Annotated in this window: 13 protein-coding genes; 8 read left to right on the plus strand and 5 right to left on the minus strand. The window is 71.5% G+C overall.

Annotated features, from left to right (window positions below; all coding sequences use genetic code 11):
• Positions 1–38: 38 nt before the first annotated feature.
• Positions 39–1,076 (minus strand): methyltransferase, encoded by a 1,038-nt coding sequence (locus tag ASC99_RS16640; RefSeq protein ID WP_057232828.1) that lies wholly within the window; start codon positions 1,074–1,076, stop codon positions 39–41.
• A 46-nt stretch (positions 1,077–1,122) separates the two neighbouring features.
• Positions 1,123–2,187: a nitrous oxide reductase family maturation protein NosD gene (locus ASC99_RS16645; RefSeq protein ID WP_057232829.1), complete on the minus strand. Its 1,065-nt coding sequence runs from the start codon at positions 2,185–2,187 to the stop codon at positions 1,123–1,125.
• A gap of 270 nt (positions 2,188–2,457) precedes the next feature.
• On the opposite strand from ASC99_RS16645, the gene ASC99_RS16650 reads away from it, so the two are divergent.
• Entirely contained in the window at positions 2,458–3,198 is a 741-nt protein-coding gene (locus ASC99_RS16650) for an SDR family NAD(P)-dependent oxidoreductase (RefSeq protein ID WP_057232831.1), read from the plus strand.
• A gap of 173 nt (positions 3,199–3,371) precedes the next feature.
• Positions 3,372–4,556, plus strand: a complete 1,185-nt coding sequence (locus tag ASC99_RS16655; RefSeq protein ID WP_057232833.1) for an acyl-CoA dehydrogenase family protein — start codon at positions 3,372–3,374, stop codon at positions 4,554–4,556.
• 127 nt (positions 4,557–4,683) lie between these two features.
• Here ASC99_RS16655 and ASC99_RS16660 read toward each other — a convergent pair whose 3' ends face one another.
• The 3 genes from ASC99_RS16660 to ASC99_RS16670 form a co-directional block, all read right to left on the minus strand.
• Entirely contained in the window at positions 4,684–5,850 is a 1,167-nt protein-coding gene (locus tag ASC99_RS16660) for an epoxide hydrolase family protein (protein ID WP_057232835.1), read from the minus strand.
• Positions 5,851–6,031: 181 nt separating this feature from the next.
• Positions 6,032–6,946, minus strand: coding sequence for a class A beta-lactamase (gene bla, locus ASC99_RS16665; RefSeq protein WP_057232837.1), 915 nt, complete (start codon positions 6,944–6,946; stop codon positions 6,032–6,034).
• Positions 6,947–7,059: 113 nt separating this feature from the next.
• The gene (locus ASC99_RS16670; RefSeq protein WP_057232839.1) at positions 7,060–7,632 is read right to left on the minus strand and encodes a TetR/AcrR family transcriptional regulator; all 573 of its coding nucleotides are present in this window, start codon (positions 7,630–7,632) and stop codon (positions 7,060–7,062) included.
• A 74-nt stretch (positions 7,633–7,706) separates the two neighbouring features.
• Between ASC99_RS16670 and ASC99_RS16675 the strand changes: the two genes are divergently transcribed.
• From ASC99_RS16675 to ASC99_RS16700, 6 genes are all read left to right on the plus strand, one after another.
• A complete protein-coding gene (locus ASC99_RS16675; RefSeq protein ID WP_057232841.1) occupies positions 7,707–8,771 on the plus strand; it encodes an FAD-dependent monooxygenase in 1,065 nt (354 codons plus the stop codon).
• 232 nt (positions 8,772–9,003) lie between these two features.
• Positions 9,004–9,423 carry a CU044_2847 family protein gene (locus ASC99_RS16680; RefSeq protein WP_157531583.1) on the plus strand — a complete coding sequence of 140 codons (420 nt, stop codon included), beginning with the start codon at positions 9,004–9,006 and terminating at the stop codon, positions 9,421–9,423.
• The gene (locus ASC99_RS16685) at positions 9,420–10,382 is read left to right on the plus strand and encodes a trypsin-like peptidase domain-containing protein (RefSeq protein ID WP_057232845.1); all 963 of its coding nucleotides are present in this window, start codon (positions 9,420–9,422) and stop codon (positions 10,380–10,382) included. Before ASC99_RS16680 ends, ASC99_RS16685 begins: the two co-directional genes overlap by 4 nt.
• A 4-nt stretch (positions 10,383–10,386) precedes the next feature.
• Positions 10,387–11,907, plus strand: a complete 1,521-nt coding sequence (locus ASC99_RS16690) for a hypothetical protein (RefSeq protein WP_157531584.1) — start codon at positions 10,387–10,389, stop codon at positions 11,905–11,907.
• 18 nt (positions 11,908–11,925) lie between these two features.
• Positions 11,926–12,984 (plus strand): MoxR family ATPase, encoded by a 1,059-nt coding sequence (locus ASC99_RS16695; protein WP_235502631.1) that lies wholly within the window; start codon positions 11,926–11,928, stop codon positions 12,982–12,984.
• 51 nt (positions 12,985–13,035) lie between these two features.
• Positions 13,036–19,410 (plus strand): SAV_2336 N-terminal domain-related protein, encoded by a 6,375-nt coding sequence (locus tag ASC99_RS16700; protein ID WP_304440741.1) that lies wholly within the window; start codon positions 13,036–13,038, stop codon positions 19,408–19,410.
• Positions 19,411–19,432 lie beyond the last annotated feature (22 nt).

Here is a 19,432-nt window from a genome sequence, read left to right on the forward strand (position 1 = left end):
GCCCTGGTGGGCGAGGCCGGATCGCGTTGTGCGGGAGGTCAGACAGGCAGCGTGCAGTCGAACGCGTGCAGGTACGGGTTCACCGGCCGGACGTCCCGGACCTGCAGCCCGGCCTCGCCCAGCAGGGTGAGCAGGCTCGCCCTGGAGTGCTTCGCCCCGCCGACGTTGAGCAGCAGCATCAGGTCCATCCCGGTGGTGAACCTCATCGACGGACTGTCGTCGACGAGGTTCTCGACCACCACCACCCGGGCCCCCGGGCGGGCGGCCGCCACCACGTTGCGCAGCGTACGGCGAGTGCTCTCGTCGTCCCACTCCAGGATGTTCTTGATGATGTAGAGGTCGGCCCGGACCGGGATCTCGACCCGGCAGTCGCCCGGCACCAGCTGCGCCCGGTCGGCCAGCGGACCGCCCTCGCGGAGCCGTGGGTCGGCGTGGGCGACCACCTGGGGCAGGTCGAGGAGGGCCCCGTGGAGCCCGGGGTACTTCTCCAGCAGGCCGGCCAGCACGTGTCCCTGGCCGCCGCCGATGTCCACCACGCTCGACACACCGTCAAGGTCCAGGAAGGCGGCCAGATCCGCCGCGGACTGCCGGCTGGAGTGGGTCATCGCCTTGTTGAACACCTGGGCCGAGTCGTCGGCGTCGTCGTGCAGGTAGTCGAAGAACTCCTTGCCGTACAGGTCGGGGAAGATGTTCCGGCCGGTGCGGACCGCGTCGTCCAGCCGGGGCCAGGCATCCCAGGTCCACGGCTCCGTGCACCACAGGGCGATGTACCGGAGGCTGTTCGGGGCGTCCTCGCGGAGCTGCCGGGACATGTCGGTGTGGGCGAAGCGGTCGTCGTCCGTCTCGGTGAAGACGCCGTAGCAGGACAGCGCGCGGAGCAGGCGGCGCAGGGGTTTCGGTTCGGCCTGGACGGCTGCGGCGAGTTCGTCGGCCGTCATCGGTTCCTCGTCCAGGACGTCGGCGATCCGCAGCGAGGCGGCCGCGCGGACCGCAGCGGCACAGGCCGCGCCGAAGACGAGCTCGCGCAGTCGCATCGCGGACTGCGGGGAGGGGGAGTGGTGCTGTGCGGTGGTCATGAGGGCCTCTCTGGGAGGGGAGTCCGGGAGCTCGGGAGCCCGGGAGTCAGCAGCGGCCGGTCGGCTCGGAGACGCCGCAGGTGTTCCCGACGAAGGTGTGGCCCGCCCCGGTGTCGCGGTCGGCGAGGTCGGCAGGGCCGTTGCGCAGGGCGACGTTGTCCCGGACGGTGATCCGGGAGCTGGGGGAGCCCACGACGCTGCGGAAGAGCACGATGCCGCCGGACATCTCCGACGCGCCGTCGTTGTCCTCCACCCGGTTGCCCGTCACCAGGGTGTCCTCCGCGCCGGTGAGCAGAATCCCGGTGCCCTGGATGTACCCGAGCCGGGGGGTGGGCGGGCAGTACTTGTTGTTCTCGTACACGTGGTTCTGACGGACGGTCAGCGAGCCGGCCCGGGGGACGCCTTCGTCGCCCACCACGAACACCCCGCCGCAGTTGGCGGTGATGCTGTTGTGGTCGACCGTCAGCTCCCTGGTGCGGCGGAGCACGACGCCGATGCGGTTGCCGACCAGCCGGTTGTGGCTGATCTCGGTGCCCCGGGTGTCGAGGGCGCCACCCTCCTCGTCGACCGAGTTCGCCAGGAAGACGCCGGACTGGCCGTTGTCCCGGGCCTCGTTGTCGGTGATCACGGCTCGGGTGGACCGCTCCAGGCTGATGCCCTGCTGGCCGTTGTCCCGCACCAGTACGCGGTGCACGGACAGCCGGTCGGTCCGGGAGGCGGAGAGGCCGTTCTTCCGGAAGCCCTCCACCGCCAGCGACTCGATCCGGACCCCGGAGACGATCCGGTCCGCCGTGCCGGTGACGCAGACGCCGTGCCCGGCCGTGGCGCAGGCGGACTGGGCCTGCGTCGAAGGCGGCGCGATCACGGTGGCCGGGCCGATCCCACGGACCGTCAGGTTCGGGACGCTGATCTGGACGCTCTCCCGATAGGTGCCCGGCAGGAGTTGGACGATGTCCCCGGGCCTGGCACCGTCGACCGCCTGCTGGATCGACTCGCCGGGGTGAACCACGTGCAGTGGGCTCGCGGCCTGGGCCGGCGGGGCCGCTCCCAGGCTGGACAGCAGTACGGCGGCGGCGGTGGCGGCCAGGGAGTGGGCCGGTCGGATGGGCATGGGGTCGTGACCTGTCTTCGGAGCCCGCCGGTACCGGCGGGCGGGCGGAATGGGCGACCCTGTCGACGCTAGGGGGGATCACCGCCGGTCGCCACCCAAGGTGCGCAGGCCGTCACCTGGGGTGATGGGCGCACTGTGCGTCCTGCCCGGCCGCGTACGACGCGGCCGACCGCCCACCCGCCGCCGTGCGAGGAGGACTTGAACCTGACGCCGGTGTCAACTTCTACCCTGTCGGCGTACCGAACAGACGGTCTACGGAGGGAAGCAGAGATGAGTGACCTGACCGGCAAGGTGGCGCTGGTGACCGGCGGCAGCCGAGGGATCGGAGCGGCGACAGCGAGGAGGTTGGCCGACGAGGGGGCGGCGGTGGCGCTGACCTACGTCCAAGCGGCGGACCAGGCGCGCGAGGTCGCCCAGCAGATCGAGGCGGCCGGCGGCAGGGCCGTGGTCATGCAGGCCGACCTGACAGACCCGACCGCTGCGGCGGAGGCGGTGGAGCAGACGGTCCGCGAGCTGGGCCGGATCGACATCCTGGTGAACAATGCGGGCTTCCTCACCTACGGCCCGTTGGCCGAGGTGTCGGTCACCGAACTGGACCGGGTGCTCGCCGTGGACATCCGGTCGGTGTTCCTGGCCGCCCAGGCCGCGGCCCGGCACATGGGTGATGGCGGACGGATCATCAGCATCGGGTCGTGCTTCAACGGGCGTGTACCTGGCGCCAACTTCGTCCTGCAGGCGACGGCCAAGTCCGCACTCGTCGGCCTGACCAAGGGACTTGCCCGGGAGCTCGGTCCGCGCGGAATCACCGTCTCCATCGTGGACCCGGGTCCGATCGACACCGACATGAACTCGGCTGCCGGTGAGACCGCCGATTTCCAGCGTTCGCTCACCGCCCTGGGCCGCTACGGCGAGGCCGAGGACATCGCCGCCGCGGTGGCCTACCTGGCCGGCCCCGGCGGCCGCTACATCACCGGCACCACCCTCGCCGTGGACGGCGGTTACACCATCTGACGGCGAATTCAATTTGCCTGCAGCGGTTTTCCGGAACTCGGCAACTTGGGAGAAGTGCGCGAATGCGAAACAGTGCCAGAGTAGCTGCGACCCGTGGTGAATTCGGTGCTCAGCCGGGACAAGAACTTACCTCTTTTATGTCGCTGTCACTGTCACTGTATTGAGGAGCACAGATGACGACCACCGAGGCGCCGGCGAGCGCTGAGCTTGTCCGTCGGGCAACCGAGCTGGTCCCCCTGGTGCGAAAGCACGCCGCTTGGCAGGAGGAGAACCGGGTCCTGCACGAGGAGGTGCTTCAGGGGGTTGCCGACGCCGGCCTGATGAAGATGCGGGTCCCGATCCGCTACGGCGGCTTCGAGTCCGATGTGCGCACGGTGTGCGACGTGATCTCCGAGCTCGCACGTGGCGACGGCTCCGTCGGGTGGACCGTGAGCACGATGACGATCAGCTCCTGGCTGGCCGGGCTGTTCCCGGACGAGGTGCAGGACGAGATCTTCGCCGACCCCGACGTCCGGATCGGCAGCAGCGTCAGCCCGAACGGTGTCGCCGTGCCGGCCGGTTGCGGGGCGGTCCTCAACGGCAAGTGGGCGTTCAGCACCGGCGTGCTGCACAGCCAGTGGTTCATCCACTCGGCCGTGCTGGCCGGTGCGGACGGCGCTTTCGCCCCCGTGATGATCGCCGTGCCAACCTCGGATCTGACGATCGTCGACGACTGGCGCACCGTGGGCCTGCGTGGCACGGGCAGCGTGACGACCGTGGCGAAGGAGCTGTTCATCCCCGAGGGGCGCATCCTGCCGATGCTCCCGCTGGTGCTGCAGAACCAGCACTGCTCCCAGCTGAACGCCGGGTCCCTGATGTGGCAGGCGCCGTTCTCGCCGATCACGGCCGCCGGTGCCGCCGCCGTTCCGCTGGGCATGGCCAAGGCCGCCCGGGAGGCCTTCTTCGAGCGGCTGCCGAACCGCAAGATCGCCTACACCGGGTACGAGCGCCAGGCCGAGGCACCCCTGACTCATCTTCAGGTGGCCGAGGCGGCGATGAAGATCGACGAGGCCGAGTTCCACGTGCGCCGCGCGGCCGAGCGCGTGGACAGCAAGGTCGGCAACGGCGAGGCCTGGTCGATGGAGGAGCGGGCCCTCGCGCGGGTGGAGATGGGAGCGTCCACCCAGCGGGCCAAGGAGGCGGTGGACATCCTCAACACCGCCAGCGGCGGGTCGTCCATCTACTCCGACCAGCCGATGCAGCGCATCGAGCGGGACATCCAGGCGCTCAGCCTGCACGGGGTCCTGCACCCGAACACGAACCTCGAGCTGTACGGGCGCGTGCTGTGCGGGCTGGAGCCCAACACGCACCTGATCTGAGGCGGGGTCAGGTTCGGAGGGGTGTCCGGGGCGGACACCCCTCCTCTTGCTGCCATTCACGCGAAACCGCCGCCGGCAGCTGCGCCGGCGGCGATTCGGGTTCGGTTCGGGTTCGGCGCGCGGGAGTTCAGTCCTTCCCGAGGGACCGGGTGAAGGCCCGGACATCCGCCACGTACAGGTCCGGCTCCTCCATCGCGGGGAAGTGGCCACCGCGGTCGAACTCCGACCAGTGCGTGATCGTCGGCAGCACCCGGTCGGCGAACCGGCGCAACGGGAGGGCGGCGTCGTGCGGGAAGACCGCGACACCCGCCGGCATCGTCAGTTCCCACGGGCCGCCCAGGCGGGCGGCGATGTTCGGGTGGGTGCGGTCCAGCGACTCGTAGTACAGCTGGGCCGACGAGCCCGCCGTCGCGGTCAGCCAGAAGACGGTGACGTTCGCCAGCATCAGGTCGCGGTCGATCGCGTCCTCGGGCACCAGGTCGGAGTCGGTCCACTCGCGGTACTTTTCCATGATCCACGCGAGCTGGCCGACCGGTGAGTCGGTGAGGCCGTAGGCCACCGTCTGCGGGCGCGTGGCCAGGAGCTTCAGGTGCGCCGACAGCTCCAGGTCGAAGTACATCAGCTTGCCCAGCCGCTGCTTCTCCGCCTCCCCGAGGTCGGCCAGCTCGGCCGGGTCTGGTGGCGGGAAGGTCACCAGCGAGTTCACGTGCACGCCTGCCACGTGGTCGGGGTCGGCCATGCACAGCTCCAGCGACACCATCATGCCCCAGTCGCCGCCCTGCACCACGTACCGCTCGTAGCCCAGTCGGGCCATCAGCTCCTTCCACGCCCGCGCCACCCGGTAGTGGTCCCAGCCGGCCTCGCGGACGGGGCCGGAGAAGCCGAAGCCGGGAATGGTCGGGATCACCAGGTGGAACGCGTCCGCCGGGTCACCACCGTGCGCGCGCGGATCGGTCAGCGGGCCGACCACGTCCAGGAACTCGACGAAGGTGCTCGGCCAGCCGTGCGTGATCAGCAGCGGCCTGGCGTCCGGCTCGGGCGACGTGACGTGCAGGAAGTGGATATTCGCACCGTCGATCTCCGTGGTGAACTGAGGGAGTTCGTTGATCCGGGATTCCATCGCCCGCCAGTCGAAACCGACGCGCCAGTGCTCCGCCAAGTCCTTCAGATAGCCGACGGGAACACCCCGCGACCAGCCTGCGCCGGCCACCTCGTCCGGCCACCGGGTCTGCTCCAGTCGCCGGTGCAGGTCGTCGAGATCAGCCTGTGGGATATCTATGCGGAAAGGTTGCACGGGTCTGCTGCCTTTCATCGGGAATGCCTCAGGCTACTGATCCGTCCGACCGGCCCACAAGAGTCACAGAATAACCCGAGCAAAACCGAGCAGCCTGGAAGAATCGCCCCGTAACTGCGCATTCTCGAAGAAGTTTCGGCAGCGGGTGGAGACTATTCTGTCCGCCAACCATCGGCTGACCCTAGATGAGTTCCGCCGCCAGCATTGCGGCGGTCCTGGCCACCAGCGGATGGTCGGCCGGTGCGTCTTCCACGTGCTTGGTGGTCAGGACGGCCATCACGATCGGTCCGCCATCCGGCGGCCAGGTGACGCCCGCGTCGTTGTTGCCCCCGTACCGTCCGCCGCCGGTCTTGTCGGCGAGAATCCAGTCGCCGGGGAGGCCGGCGCGGAACCTTTCGCCGCTGGTCGTGTTGGCGAGCAGCCAGCCGGTGAGCCGTTCCCGGTCCTGGGGTGTGAGGGCGTCGCCGAGCGTGAGGTGAGCGTAGGTTCGGCCGATGGCGCGGGGGGTGGTGGTGTCGGTGACGCGCGATGGTTCTGCCGAGTTGAGCTCGGGCTCCCATCGGTCTAGCCGAGTCCTGCCGTTCCCGATCGAGCGGCAGAACCGGGTGAGGGCGGTCGGTCCCCCGAGCTCGCGGAGCAGCAGGTTTCCTGCGGTGTTGTCGCTGTAACAGATGGCTGCGTCGCACAGTTGGGCGACGGTCATGCCGCTTTCGAGGTTCTCGGCTCGGCCGGTGCGAGGGGAGTAGCCCGACTTCTTCACGTACTCCGCGGTGTACCGGATGCGCTTGGCCAGGAACTCGCCGTCGTGGTCGAGGTCGCGCAGCACGGCCGCGACGGCGACCGTCTTGAACAGCGAGCACATCGGGAAACGTTCGTCCGCGCGGTACGCCACCGTCCTGCCCGTGCGCATGTTGCGGGCGAACACCCCCAGGCGGGCGGAGTGCTGCTGCTCGAGCTCCCTCAGCCGCGAGGTGATGCCGTCCCCGCCAGGTGAGGCGTGCGCCGTTCCGCCGAGGGACAGGGCGGCGGAGAGTGCCGCGCCGGTGCCGAGAGCGAGTGCGGTGCGGCGGGACGGGCGTGGTCCTGTGACGCGCAAGGCGTTCCCCTTCCGAGGTGGTCATGACGGTGCGTCAGTACACCTGTCTGCATGGCGTCCTGCCACCCTCGCGCGCCTCGTACACGAATGCATGAGTACCCGTACTCAGACTCCTAGCCGGCCAGGGCAGCGTCGAGCATCCGGCGGACCACCGCCGTGAGTTCGGCCGGTTCCGGTGCGGGCCGGGTGCGGGCCATCGCGCCGGCGAGGCGGTCGAAGAGCAGGCCCTCGGTCCAGGCGACCAGTAGTTCGGCGGCCTCCTGGGGCCGGGTGGCGCCCAGCGCCGCGAGGAGGGTGGCCGCACGGGCGCGGGCCGCCAGGCCCGCCTGGTGGAGAGCCGACTCCAACTCCGGTGTGCGCGCAGCCTCGAGGATGAGCTCGTAGCGGGCGAGTTGGCGCTCGCGGCCCGTGGTCAGCCAACGGTGCAGCAGTGCCCCGAGTGCGGCCGCGGCCTCCTCCCGGGAGACCGGTTGCCTCAACTCGAGGTCGTCCAGGTCCAGTTCCGCGAGGCGCGCGTAGCATGCGCCGATCAGCGCCGTGCGGGTGCGGAAGTAGTACGAGGTGCTGCCTGCGGGCAGGCCCGCAGCGGTGTCGATCGCGCGGTGCGTGAGCCCGCGCAGGCCGGCTGCGGCCACGGTGGCGATCGCGGTGTCCGCGATGAGGGTGCGGCGGTCAGGGCTGGACATGCCCTCACTCTACAGCTGTAGAGTGAGGGCTCCGCAAGCGTCGCGAACGCCTGGACCGAACGGATAGGTGTGCCATGCCGGAACGTCAAGCGGTGGTGGTCGGAGCCGGCATAGGCGGCCTCACGGCCGCCATCGCACTGCACCGCCGAGGCTGGCACGTCACCGTCTGCGAACGCGCCCCCGAACTCCCCATAACCGGCGCCGGCATCGGCCTCGCCCCCAACGCACTGCGCGCACTCGGCACCATCGGCATCGACGCCGCCCACGCCGTCGGCAGCGCCGTCCCCGCGACGATGGGCCTGCGCCGCTCCGACGGCCGGTGGCTCACCCGGACCGACACCGCCGACATGGCGGCCCGCTACGGCGTGCCCCCGATCGCCGTCCCGCGGTCCGCCCTCACCGCCGCCCTGGCCGCCGCACTGCCGCCGGAGGCCATCCGCTACGGCACCGCCGTGACCGCCGTCGACGACGCCGCGGGCCGCCCGACCGTCCGTACGGCCGACGGCCCGGACCTTTCCGCCGATCTGGTCGTCGCCGCAGACGGTATCCACAGCCCGCTGCGCCGCGTGTACTTCCCTGCCCATCCCGGCCTTCACTACATCGGCGAGACCGCCTGGCGGACCATCGTGGACGCCCCGGACCTCCGGATACCGGCGATGAGCGAGACCTGGGGGCGGGGCGAGCGGTTCGGCGTGACCCCGCTCTCCGACGGCCGGTACTACCTCTACGCCACCGCCATCGTCCCGGTCGGCACCCGGTCGGCCGACCCCCGCGCCGAGCTCCGCCGTCGCTTCGGCTCGATCGCCTGGGTCGGCGACGCCGCCCACGCCATGGCGCCCAACCTCGGCCAGGGCGGTTGCCAGGCCATCGAGGACGCGGTGGTCCTCGCCCACCTGCTGCCCGCCGGAGACGGTGACGACGGATCAGACTCCGTCCCGGCCGCCCTCGTCGCGTATACCGCCGCCCGCCGCGACCGCACCGACGCGCTCCGGGTCCGCGCCCGCCGGGCCGGCCGCCTGGGCAGCCTCCGCAACCCGCTCGTGGCGGCAGCCCGCGACCTCGCGATCCGTGCCACTCCCGCCCGGCTGGCCCTGCGCGGCATGGACGACCTCTTCAACGGCTTCCGTCTCCCCGGGTAGCAGGGTCCCGCAGGGTTCGCCATGCTCGGGCCGCCGCCCAGTTCCGGGTATCCGGAGATCTCCTCCCCGGCGGCCGGATAGAGTCAGGTCAAGGCAGCGGTCCGCCGGGCCCGTGTCACGTACTGACGGAGCATCAGACCCGTTCCGGGGGGACCGGCGTGGGGTGACCGGCGGCGGTATTCTGTCGGACGGTTGTTGGTCGCGGTGGGAGGGAGTCCAGGTGGCCGGGGTGGTGACGCTCGAGACGATCGAGCTGGGAGACGGTACGACCGTGCGCGCCGAAGTCATCGGCGAGGTGAACTTCCAGCCTGACGGGGACGACTCCGACTTCGGGGATGTCGGCCTGCGGAACCGCGCCGCGCAGGTCGGCTCGGCCGTGGCGCTCACGCTCGACCAGGTCCGCGGCACGGTTCAGGGGATCGGCCGGTGGGCGGCGGAGTCCATCACTCAGGGCCAGGCGGGTTCGCCGGACTCCTTCGAGGTTGAGTTCGGGCTCAAACTGGCGGTCAAGTCGGGCCAGTTGCTCGGGATCATCGCGGAGGCCGGCAGCGAGGCCGGGCTGACCGTCCGGCTCTCCTGGGACCTCGCGGCCCGACGTGAGCGTGCGAACCCGGCCTCCGGAGCCGGCCCGGCCCCCGCCGCCGGGGAGTGAGCGGGCCACACCTGGGCCGGGCGCACGCCGACGCCCTGCACCGCTGTGCGGTCCGGGTCGAGGTCGCGGGCGCCTTCCGGGGCAGCGGATTCCTGGCCGCCCCGGGCCTGGTGGTGACCTGCGCGCACGTGCTCCAGGCCGACCGGGAGGGCGCCATCGACGCCGTGGCCGTCCGGCACGGGACCGGCGAGTACCTGGTGGCGGCGGAGGCCGTCCGCATGGAGCCAGACACCGCAGGGGACGGCCGGTTCCACGCGTACCCCGACCTCGCCCTGCTCACCGTCCCTGCTCTGGAGGGCCAGGTGGTGGCCCCGCTCGCGGGCGCCGAGGCCGAGCCCGGCACCCGGCTGACCGCCCTCGGTTTCTCCACCCACACCCCCTCGCCGGGGGTCGAACCGGACACCCTGGCGCTGCAGGTGGTCGGCCTCTCGGGGCCCTTCGTCCGGGTGCACGGTGCTGTCCAGCCGGGCTTCAGCGGCAGCATGGTGGTGGGTCCGGACGGCCTGGTGGCGGGTGTCCTCAAGGGCAGCCGCTCCTACAAGCAGGACCTGGGCGGCTGGTACGTCCCGCTGGCGGCGCTGACCGCCGTGCTCGGTCCGGCGGCGGCCCGGCAGGGCGTAGGGCCCCCGGGGGACCGGCCCGGAGCGCTGCCGAGTGATGCCGAGCTGGTCGAGGTCCTGATGGCGTTCCCGGTGACGGCCCGCGCCGACGGCCGCTTCGACCTGCTGGAGAAGATGGGGGACCACCTCAACCTGCCGCACTCCTTCGAGGCCGACGAGCGTGCCGACCGCCGCGACCACCTGAGCCGCATCGTGCGCCGCTGCCGACACCACCGGGACGGGCGGGCCGCGCTGCGGGCGGTGTACACGGCGATGGAGGAACTGGTCCCGTACGACGGCGCGTTGGAGGATCTCCGGACCGTCATCGGGCGGGCGGTCGGGGGCTGGGAGAGCAGGTAGGGCGATGGACGCAGGAGTGTACGGAGGGAGACCGTCCGGCGACGGGCAGCGGAGTCGGGCCGCCGGGTGGCCCGACCGCGCCGACCGGCTGCTGTCCGAGATCCTGCTCAGCTTCCAGCGGATCTCCCGGCTGAACTTCCGTCAGGACTTCCTGGAGACGATGGGCCGCTCGGCGTACTGCCCGGGCATCGACGCGGACATCGAGGAACTTCCCGAAGCCCGGGCCCACGTACGGGAGATCGTGTCCGGAGTCGGTTGCCACCGCGACCCGGCGGCGGCGCTCGGGGCTCTGTGCGGGGCGCTCCACGAGCAGGCGCCGCAGGACGGGGCGCTGGCCTGGCTGGAGTTGACCGCGCTGGTGCTGAGGGGGGAGAGCGGACTGCCCACCGAGGCCCTGCTGAAGGTCGTCCAGCTCCTGCGGGCGCTGACGCCGTCGCCCGGCCCCGAGCAGCTCAGGCGCCATCTGCCCGAGGGGGTCGGCGGGTTGGCGCTGCTGCCAGCCGGAGCGACCCTGCCGGAGATCCTGCGGCGGCTGCTGGACCGGCGCGGTGCCGTCGACCCCGGTCCGGTGCTGTACTTCCTGCATGCGGTGAGCACCGACCCTGCGCTCGAAGAGCAGCCCGAACTCTCCTTGCTACGGTCGCTGTTGAGCAAGATGGGCAGCACCGACCGCGCGCCCGCCGCCGCCCGGACGAGCCGCCTGATCGTGCAGATCCGGCTGGACCCCGAGACGCCCGAGCACATCGACAACAGCCGCTACCTGCTGCGGGCCTCCTTCTACCGCCAGCCGCTGGCCGGCGGCCGGTTCCGGCGGATCGACACCCTCGGCGTCACCGAGTCGCTCGCCAAGGACGAACTCATCACGGCTGGCAGCGCCCGACTGGCAGGCTGGGAAGCCCTCTTGGGCGCGATGCGGGCCGCCGCCGGAGACCCCGTCCGGATCGAGTTCCTGCTGCCGGCCTCACTGCTCGGCCACACCGCCGAACTCTGGTCCCCGAGCCGGAACGGGCAGCGGCTCGGGCACCACCACCCGGTGGTGGTGCGCTCCCTGGACCGCTACACCGACCCGTGGCTGGACCCCGTCCCGTGGCGCGAGCGGTGGCAGCACATGTTCGCCGAGACCATCGAGCAGGACGTGCTGGACCAGATCGGCTGGCCCTCGCTGCTGCCGGAACGGGCCGCCGAACTGTCCCAGTGGCTGGCCGGCCGGCCCACCCTGGCCTGCATGGGGCTGGACACCCCGTACGAGGAACTCGACCCCCGGGTGCGCCGTGCCGTGGACGAAGCGATCTTCATCGACGGGGTGCCGGTGATGCTCTGGCGCCGGGTGGCGGGCGATCCGGCGGACCTGGTGACCGCCTTGCGTGCGCGGCGCCCGCGCTCGCTGGCGCAACTGCCGGAGGCGGTCCACCAGTACCGGAAGCTGACCCGGGCGGCGGTGAGCCAGGAGGGCATCACCCTGCTCTGGGACGACCCCGACTGTGTGGACCCCGACCAGGACGCCCCCTACCCGGGGATGGCGTGACAGATGGCGACCGATCAGATGACGACCGATCACGAGGCGGTAGCGATGCCCGACAACTGGTTGATCTACCAAGGCACTGGCGTGCCGCACCCCTGCATCGAGGCCCTGCCGCCGGCCCCGGTCTGGCGTGCTTTCGGCGACTGGGTCGAACGGAAGGACGAACTGCCGCGCCCGCCGGCCGAAGACGCGGAAGGCCTGACGGCACGTCGGCTCGGCCGCCTCCGGCAGGCGACGGCCTATCAGGCCGATGAGCGCGAGGTTCAACTCGTCAATCTGGCCCTGCACTTGCGGCGCCCGCTGCTGATCACCGGCAAACCGGGCGTCGGGAAGTCCACCCTCGCCTACGCGGTCGCCCACGAGCTGGGGCTCGGCCCGGTGCTGCGCTGGCCGATCAGCAGCCGCTCCACCCTGCGCGACGGCCTCTACACGTACGACGCCATCGGGCGGCTCCACGAGGCGGGCATCCGGGCCCCGCAGGACGGTCAACGGCAGCCTCCCGCGATCGGCCAGTTCCTGCGGCTCGGCCCGCTCGGCACCGCTCTGCTGCCCTGGCGCGTCCCGAGGGTCGTCCTCATCGACGAGATCGACAAGAGCGACATCGACCTGCCCAACGACCTGCTGAACGTGTTCGAGGAGGGGGAGTTCGAGATCCCGGAGCTCCAGCGCCTCGGCCCGGGTGCCCAGGAGGTGTCCACCGCCGACCCCGGCCGCACGGCGATCGTCAGGGACGGCCAGGTGCGCTGCGCCGACTTCCCCCTGGTCGTGCTGACCAGCAACGGCGAGCGGGAGTTCCCCTCGGCGCTGTTGCGGCGCTGCGTCCGCCTCGAGATCCAGCCGCCCACCGAGGAGCGGCTCGCCGCCATGGTCGCCGCCCACCTCGGCGAGGACGTGGCGGGCGACTCGCGCCGCACCGCGCTGATCAGTGAGTTCCTGCGCCGGCAGCGCGAGGACGGTGCCGAGCTGGCCAACGACCAGCTGCTGAACGCCCTGCTGATGACCGAACGCGGCCTCTGGGACGGCGGGGCGGGGCGTGACGTCATCCACGACGTGCTGCTGCGCCCGCTGAACGAGAGCTGAGGCGGCGTCCGGTGACCGAGCAGGATCCTTCGGTGGACGAACGGGAACCCGATGCGACGGCGCAGGCTGCCCTGCGGGAGGCGCTTGCGCAGCTGCTCGCGCCGGCCGGCGGCGATCCGCTATCGCAGGATCTGGCGGACGTCCTCTGGATCTCCCGGCTCACCGGGCTCGCCCCGTTGCCCGCCGGTGGCGCGGCGCCGCACGGCGACACGCCGCGGCCTGGACGGCGCCGCCGCGAGCAGTGCGCTGTGCACTGCCCGGGCCCGGGTCGAGGTCTACGGCGACCTCCGCGCCGCCGCCGAGGCCACCGGACCCGTCGGCTCCCGAGGCGGCGAGGCCGTCCAGGTCACCCGTCCGGCCGCCCTCCCGGGCGCACTCGGCCTGGCTCGGGCGCTGCGTCCGCTGCGGCGTCCGCTGCGTAACCCGGTCGGGCGCGTGGAACGGGCCGGACTCGACGAGGAAGCCACGGCCGACTCGACCGCGGACGTGGGAGTGCTGCTGCCCGTCTGGCGGCAGGAGCAGCAGCGCCGGTTCTCGGTCGACCTGCTGGTGGACACCGGGGCAACCATGGCGGTCTGGCACGGTCTGGCCGGTGAGTTCGCGACCCTGTTGGAGCGTCACGGCGCCTTTGTGGACGTGCGTTGCTGGTCCCTGGACACCGACCACGCCGTCCCGCACCTGACGCCGTTCCGCCGCCGGAGTCGACGGCCCCGGGCCGCCTCGCAGCCGTCCGGCCCCGCCCGGAACTGGGCCCGTCCGCTCGCCGACCCGCTGGGCCGGCGGATCCTGCTCGTCCTCACCGACGGCGTAGGCCCGGCCTGGTACGGCGAGGAACTCCCCGCCTTCCTCGCCCGCGCTCTCGGCGGTCGGCCCGCGGCCGTCCTCCAGGTGCTGCCCCGCAGGCTCTGGCACCGGACGGCCCTGCGCCCCGCTCCCGTCGAGGGCCGTGCGGCCACCCACGGGCAGTCCGCCCCGGTCCTGCGCTCGGACGCGGCCCTGCCGGGGATCCCGCGCGGCCCCCGGGGGAGTGCGGCGCGGGCGGCGGTGCGCTGGCTCCCGGTGCTGGAGATCGACGCCGAATGGCTCGCCCCCTGGGCCGAAGTCGTGGCCGGCCGGGCCTCCGGCTGGACACCCATGCTCGCCGCTCCCGTTCGCGGTGTGCCCCGGCCGCAGCACCCCGGGCGTGCGGTTGAGGAACCGGTGACGGCGGCCGAGCGGGTCGCCCGGTTCCGGGCCGGCAGTTCCCCCGGTGCGTACCGGCTCGCCTGCCACGTCGCCGCGGCGCCGTTGAGCCTGCCGGTGATGCGGCTGGTCCAGCAGGCCACGCTGCCCGGAACCGGGCAGCAGGAGCTCGCCGAACTCTTCCTCTCCGGGCTGCTGGAGCTCCGCGAGGAAGCCCTCGACCCGGACGAGGTGGTGTACGACTTCCGGGAGGCGGTGCGGGAGGAACTGCTGGCGGAGTTGACTCGCAGTGAGTCAGTCCGGGTGCTGGAGAGCGTCCTCGCCAAGGTGTCGGGCCGGGTCGCCGCCACCTTCGGCGGGACGCTGGACTTCCGCGCGCTCGCGGCGACCGCCGGTGCGGGCGGGCTGGCGCTGCCGTCCAGGAGTCGGCCGTTCGCGGAGGTCGCGGTGGCGGTGCTGGCGGGTGCGGGCGGGCAACACGCTGCGCTGGCACGGACGTTGAGCGCTGCTGTGGAGGCGGGCGCGGGTGCGGGTGCCGGGGTGGCGGACGGTACTTCGGTCCGGGGGGCAGTGATCCGCCACGAGCTGCTCGGCCCTGCGCCGATCATCAGCCCGCCGGACCCGCTGCGCATGATCGGCCGTCAGCACAAACTCGCCCTCCTGGAGCAGGCTGCCCTGGCGGACCGTCATTCAACGGTGGTCATCGAGGCCGTGCCGGGCCTGGGCAAGCGCCGGTTGGTGCAGGAGTACATCCAGTGGCACGGGGCACGTCACTCCTTCATCCACTGGATCGACGGAGACACCGTCTCGGTGGTCGCTGGACTCGCACAGCTGCGATCGGCCCTGGACCCGGCCGACCTCCCGTCCGCCTCTTTCCCACCCCTCAGCCAGTTGCTGCGCGAGCACCCGGGCTGGTTGATCGTCATCGACGGTCTGTCCCAGGACAGCGTCCTCACCAGCCTTGGCGTCCGCTTCGGTCTCGCCGACGCCGGACCGGGCTGCCTGATCGTCACGACGGGGTTGCTGGACAGCTCTCGGGCTCGCGACGACGCCACGGTCATCACGCTCGGCGAACTCACCGACGACGAGCTGCTGCACGAACTGCGGCTCCGACTCGACGAGCTCAGCCCAGGCCGTGAACAGGACGAGCAACTGAGGCAGTTGCTGGAAATCCTGCCACGGAACCCGGGCCTGCTGATGCAGTGGGACCTCGACGCGGAGCTCACCGCGATCGCCGGATTCAGCGTTCAGGGGGGCGACCTGGAGGCTTCGGCCACGGAGTCGGCGGTGCGCCGCGTCCGGACCTACCGGCTGCGCGAGCCCGCCGTCGCGATGGCGGCGATTCCGAGTCCTGCCGGGCAGCTACGGCTTGCCGTGTACGGCCGGAGCGGGCAGGTGCACTTCTATGACCTGACCGACGGGTCCGTCGTCGGTGAACCGATCACGCTGCGGCACGCCGCCGAGGTCGTGGCGATGGCGGCGCTGAGCGACGAGGACGGCCGGGTCGTGCTCTACACCGCCGACCGTGATGGCCAACTGTCGTGCTGGAGTAGCGAGGACGGATCCTTGCTGGCGCGGCACCAGGGGTTTCCCCGCAGGCCGGTCGCGATGGCCGGCTTCGGACACGCGGACCGGAGCCAGTCCCTCTGGGCCGTGGACGACGAGGGTCACACGCACCTCTGGGACCCGATCGCCCTCCGCGCGACCCGGCCCGACATCCCGCTCTTCGACGGGAGGACCGCGACCACGGTTCCTCGTGTGGCCGGACCGTCGGCCCTGCTCGTAGCCGAGAGCACGGGCCTGGTGTACCGGTGCGAACTCGACGGCTCCGATCGCGTCGTCCTCAGCATCATCGGGCCCGCTGCGGCGAGGACGATCGTCGGCCTCTCCGATTCCCCGTACGAGTGCGCGTCACTCGGCGACCAGGACGATCTCGTCCAGGTATGGGAGATGTCTGTCGCACCGAGGCGGGCGGCACCGCACGACCGCACCGGCCAGGACACGGGCCGGATCGTCGCAGACCGGTACCGCCTGGTTCGGCAGATCGGCCGGGGCGGGGCGGGGGAGGTATGGAAGGCGGTGGACGAGCTGGGCGGTTCGGCGGTCGTCGTCAAACTGTTCGACCGTTCCCGCGGGGGGCGCGACAGTCGGCGGCTTTCGCGCTTCCTCAGTCAGGCCGAGACGGTTCGCGGGCTGCGGCACCGAGGGATCACCACCGTGCGTGACGCCGGTGTCGAGGACGACACGGGTTACCTCGTACTGGACCTCATCGACGGCCCGGACCTCCGGGGCGTCCTGGCGGGCGGACGACTGCCCCTGAGCCGCGCGGTGGCGGTCGCGCGCAGGGTGGCAGAGGCGTTGGACTACCTGCACGATCACGGCGTCGTCCACCACGACATCAAGCCCGCCAATATCCTGATCCCGGCAGCGGGCGAGGCCGTGCTCTGCGACTACGGCTTCGACTGGGCAGGCCCAAGGTGGAGTGGGTCCGACACGACCAGCGTCGAGATCAGCCGTGAGCTGGTGACGCCTCGTTACATGTCGCCGGAGCAGGCTGGTGGCGCCGTGGCGGGCCCCACCAGCGACCTGTACTCGCTCGGCTGCGTGCTGTACGAGATGCTGACCGGTGCACCGCCGTTCACCGACCGGTCGGAAGCACTGCTGACAAGTCGTCATATCGACACGGCTCCGGCGTTCCCGCAGCAGATCGAGCCCGAGGTGCCGCAGGCGCTGGACGTGCTTGTCCGTGAGCTGCTGCAGAAGGACCCCGACCTGCGACCGCAGACCGCGGCCGAAGTCGCCCGGCGGCTCGCCTCACCGGGGGTGCTGCGCCGCCCCGACCGTCCGGCTGAGTCGGAATCGGAGTCGCCGCTGAGGTTCACGGTGCTCGGGCCGGTGCGCGCCTGGCGCGGAGAGGACCCCGTCGAACTGAGCCCCCGGCAGCTCGCGGTCCTTGCGGTGCTGATCCTGAACCACGGCCGCCCGGTCACCACGTCGGAGCTGGTCGACGCAGTCTGGCAGCGCGCACCTCGGTCGGCCGCCGAAGAGCTGGGGACGTACCTCCGACAGATTCGGCGCGCCCTGAATGCAGGATCCGCGGAGCCGGACGTGCTGGTGTCCGGGAACGACGGCCATACCCTTCGCGTCGGTGCAGGGGCGGTGGACGTGGTGCTGTTCGAGGACCAGCTCCACCGTGCCGACGAGGACCTTCGGAACGACGACCCGCGCGCTGCCCTGCGGCACGTGCGGGACGCACTCGCCGTATGGAAGGGCAGGCCGCTGGAAGACGTGCCCGGACCGTTCGCGTCGGCGCAGCGGGCCCGTCTGCAGGAGCGCCACCTGGACGCGCAAGAGGTTTGGTTCGAGGCGGAGTTGTGGCTCGGGCAGGCTGCGGAACTTGTGGCCGAGCTGCAGGAACTCACGTTTGAGTACCCACTGCGGGAGCGGCTCCGGGCCTTCCTGATGCTCGCGCTCTATCGCTCCGGCCGGTCGGCCGAGGCGGTGGACGTCTACATCGACACGCAACGCGTTCTCCGCGAGGAACACGGCCGCCGGCCGGGCGCGGAGCTCGCGGACCTGTACGGCCGGATTCTCGCCCAGGATCCCGGCCTGCTGCTGCCCGGCCAGGGCCCGCGCTTCTTGATCCTGGGCCCGCTCAAGGCGTGGCGTGACGAGCCCCTGTCCCTCGGGCCACCCCAGCAGCAGGCGGTCCTCGCGATCCTCCTGCTGAACGCCGGGCGGACGGTGACCGTGCAGACTCTGGTCGACGGAATCTGGGGTGATCGACCGCCGCAGGCCGTCGCAGCAGTGCGAACCTACGTGTCGCGCCTTCGCGCGGTCATCGATCCTTCCCACCGCGTGCGGCAGCCGCATCAGGTCCTGATGTCCGTTGCCGACGGCTACGCGCTGATGGTGCCGCCCGCTTCGATCGACCTGTCCGAGTTCGACAGTCGGATGGCCGAGGCCACCTCCGCGCGAGCGGCAGGAGCGCTCGACAGGGCGTACGAACTCCTGTTGTCCGCCCTGTCGTTGTGGCAGGGCACTCCGCTCGCCGGTATTCCGGGACCGTATGCCGAGAGGCGGCGTGCAGAGCTCGCCGAACGGCGGATCGCGGCCTTGGAAGTGCTGCACACGGTGGCGCTGGACCTCGGCCGGCATGAGGAGAGCGCGGGGGAGCTGGCTCTGCTCGCAGCCGACCACCCGCTGCGGGAGCGGCTGCGCGCGCTCCAGATGCTCGCCCTGCACCGATGCCGGAGGTCAGCAGAGGCGCGCAACGTATACCGGGGCGCACGGCAACTGCTGGTCGAGGAGCTCGGAGTCGAACCCGGCCCGGTGCTCACCGCCCTGTACCGTCGGATCGACGCCGACGACCCTGACCTCCTGCACGGCAGTGTGGATGACCTGTTCGAACGGCTGACTGCCGTCGAGCCTGTGCAACCCCCGACGGGCGGAAGGCTCCCGCTCGTTCTGGACAAAATTGCGCTGCCCGACGGCTTCGAATTCCCTGAGCTGGGTGTCGCCTTCGGCATCGACGACACCGACCTCGCGCCGGTGTTCATCGACTTCGAGACCGACCCGCTGCTCATCGTCCTCGGTGAGAGCGAGTCGGGTAAGACCGCGTTGCTGCGGTTGCTGATCGAGAAGATCACCCAGCGGTACGCCCCGGACCAGGCCGGCATCGTGGTCGGCGACTACCGCCGCTCACTGCTCGGCGTGGTGCCGACGGCGTACCTGATGGACTACGCGGCATCGGCGCCGCGGCTCGCAGAGATCGCGGAGACGGTGCGCGGTGCCTGCGAGCAACGGCTGCCCGGCCCGGACGTCACGCCGGAGCAGCTGCGCAACCGCAGCTGGTACACCGGTAAGGACATGTTCGTGATCGTGGACGACTACGAGCTGGTCGCCACCTCCTCGGGCAACCCGCTGGCGCCACTGGCCGAATATCTGCCGTTCGCCCGCGACCTCGGCCTGCGCATCATCATCGCGCGCAACTCCAACGGTGCCGGCCGCGCCATGTACGAGCCGATCATGCAGCGCATGAAGGAGCTCGGCGGTCAGGGTGTGCTGCTCTCCGGTGATGAGCAGGAGGGCGAACTGCTCCATGGCGTCCGCCTGCAGCCGCTACCGCCAGGCCGGGGCATCTACGTATCGCACAGGCACCGGAGCGGGACACTGGTCCAGACCGCCTTGCTGCCGCCGTCCGGCCCGCTGGCTATCGAGGCTGCGCCCAGTCCGCCCGGCTGAGCCGCGTCCCCACGCCGCCTGG

Origin of the sequence: Kitasatospora sp. Root107 (genome assembly GCF_001424875.1) — a bacterium.
GTDB lineage: Bacteria > Actinomycetota > Actinomycetes > Streptomycetales > Streptomycetaceae > Kitasatospora.